Below are 2,627 nucleotides of genomic sequence, written 5' to 3'. Positions count from 1 at the left end.
CGGTCAAACCTGCGTCTGGAGACGTGCCGTCCGGCAGATCGTTTTCCTGAATGGTGCGCCCTTGAGCTTCACCCAGTGTCGGCGCATCGTCATTGACGGTCACAACGATGGAAGAGGATGCGGTGTCGCCATCGGCGTCGGTTACTGTGTAGCCGAAGTCCAGCGGCAGACCGTCATTCGCATCAGTTGAGTCAGAATGCTCAAGAGCCTCGAACTGGCGGAATGTCCACTGCTGTGTCTGACCATCGAACACCAGCTCTGCGACCAGGTTGCCTTCTGCATCTGTGCCGGTTGCCGTTACAAACCGATCCCCTGCACTCTGCGTAAATGTAACTGCGGAACCTGCAGAGGTCGTGATGCCATCCAGATTAGAAAAGTCGAAGCTGAACGCATCTGCCAGTGGCTGATCGTCGGCTCCAAGGTCGATGTTCAGTGTGCCATACGTTTCGTTCATCGGAACAATGGCTTCGCCTTCGACCTGAGACGGGTTGCCTGCGGCTTTGGTCTGGCTTTTTTCGACGCCATCCACGTCGTAGCGAATGATAACTGTTGGCTTGTACCCATTCGTTTCAACAGAGAAATAGGAGTTACCCGGCTGAGCAACAGCCGTAACCTTTTGTCCCTTGTAAATTTCGTAGGTGTATTCAACCGGTTCATCAGTCGGGTTGGTGACGCGGAACACATGCGTGGTTGGATCGCTGTAGTCGCCCATGGAAGTCAGCGACAGTTTTTCGCCGCTCTCAAGCGTGCCATCAGCAGTTGACGGGTAGCTTTCATCGACCGTGCCTGTGGAGACACCCCCAACAAGTGGCAGGTCATCGTTGATGGTGATGGTGAAATCACCTTCAACGGTATCACCGTCGCTGTCTTTGGCGGTGAAGCCAAAATCGATGGCCAGATCATCCTCTACGTTAGCCAGCGGATGATCTACGCTGCCAACCAGCGTGAATGTGTAGGATCCGGACCCATCGTCCGACAGGTTCAGTTTGAACACGACGCCATCTGCATCCGCAGTCGTAGGCTTGGTGCCGGTATAGCCAACGAGTGTGCCATCTGCCAATTCGGTCAGCAGCACTGGCTCGCCCTTTGACGTCAGCGGCACATTGTTGACCGTTTGTACCTGCGCCCCGTCTTCCGAATTTGCTCCGGAGAAGCTGACAGAGCGATCGCCATCGGCGCCGTTCAGTGCATCATTGTCGGCGTTGTCTGCACCCCAATCGATGCCCAGATCACCTTCCGCTTGACGCGCGAAGCCGTCGATGATCGCATCACCAGCATCCGGCGTGGCAATCTTGTAGAGGCTGACGTTGTCAATGAAACCGCCGCGACTGTTGTTCTCACCAGCTGGCTCGCGGAACTCAAGCGTATCCATACCGCCTGTACCCTTGACGATGAACGTCAAGGTGCTCCAGTCAGCGCCCTCTGCCTGTTCGACTGAGACCAACTCGCCATTCCAATAAACCTCGATGGTCTCTGCGCCATTGCCGCGTGCAGCAACATCAAAAGAGAGCTGATAGGACACGCCAGCTTCAGTCTGAACAGACTGGCTGACAACATCGACGTCGCCAGCTGCATCAATCTCAAGATACTGCTCGCCATCAGAAGCTACGCGGCCTTCATACTGGTTCTGGATCTCGACATCGGTGCCGCCCCAGCCTTCAACGCCCTGGCCTTCCTTGTAATTGCGCCACTTGCCATCGCCCAGCTCTGGCTGCTCGAAGGAGCCATTGACGATGAGGTTTTCGCCTACAAGAACGATACCATCTTCGTCCACAGAGCCATCTTCAGGGGTACCAATGGACGGGCCATCGTCCTGAATGTCGATCTGCACGGTTCCTTCATTGAAGATGGCCGTGGTGTCGCCGTCGCCATCGGTGACCTGAAAGTCGAACACCATGCGAAGTTCATCTGATGCACCGGTTTCGGAACCATCTGCGCCTTGGTCAGGGTGAATGATGGCCTGATACTGAGTGAACTCGAAAGAACCGGTTTCTGCATTGGTTACAGTGAACTCAAAGATCTTGGTTTCAACGCCGTCGATCGTCGCCCAACCGGTGACAATCGGGCCATTTTCACCTGCAGAGTTAACTACAGAAATCTCGTCACCGCCGGATGTGACAAACGGGTGGAACTCAATACCTTCACCGTTTTCGCCCATTTCCATAATGGTGCCGTCGAAGCGATAATTGACTGCGGTGACTTTCGCACCGTCTGCGCCGCCATCGAACTTCAGGGTGCCGGTGACGGTCTGCGCAGCGAAATCGCCATTTGCATCCGTTGCTTCTGCCAGATCGTAGGTGCCAGAGAAGGACGCGGTTGGCTCATCGTCAATGATGCGCGTGGAAAGCGTCAGTTCAAGCGGGTCGCCATCCCCGTCAGTGGCAGTGACCTTGAAGTTCAGCGACTGGCCATTGCCACGTCCGTCTGCAACCGCCTGGTGATCAATCGGGCCGTAAAGCGTGACAGTGTAGTCGGCACTGTTTTCATTGAGCTGCGCAACAAATACGGCTTCGCCACCAGCAGAGCCCGTGAGTGTGAGCCCATCGTCTGACAAGGACACGACAACTGGAACACCTCCTGAGGTCAGTCCTGTATCGACTGGCTCGCCGCCTTCTGTCAGCGTGCCA

At 55.6% G+C, this 2,627-nt stretch carries 1 protein-coding gene; it reads right to left on the bottom strand.

Features of this window, described 5'->3' with window-relative positions; genetic code table 11:
* Window positions 1-2,627 (bottom strand): DUF5801 repeats-in-toxin domain-containing protein (locus tag PUV47_RS19815; RefSeq protein WP_274220336.1); only part of this gene is annotated, 2,627 nt, incomplete at both ends.

Source organism: Pseudovibrio exalbescens (assembly GCF_028737195.1).
GTDB lineage: Bacteria > Pseudomonadota > Alphaproteobacteria > Rhizobiales > Stappiaceae > Pseudovibrio > Pseudovibrio zosterae.
This window is presented reverse-complemented; position numbering and strand designations above follow the sequence as displayed.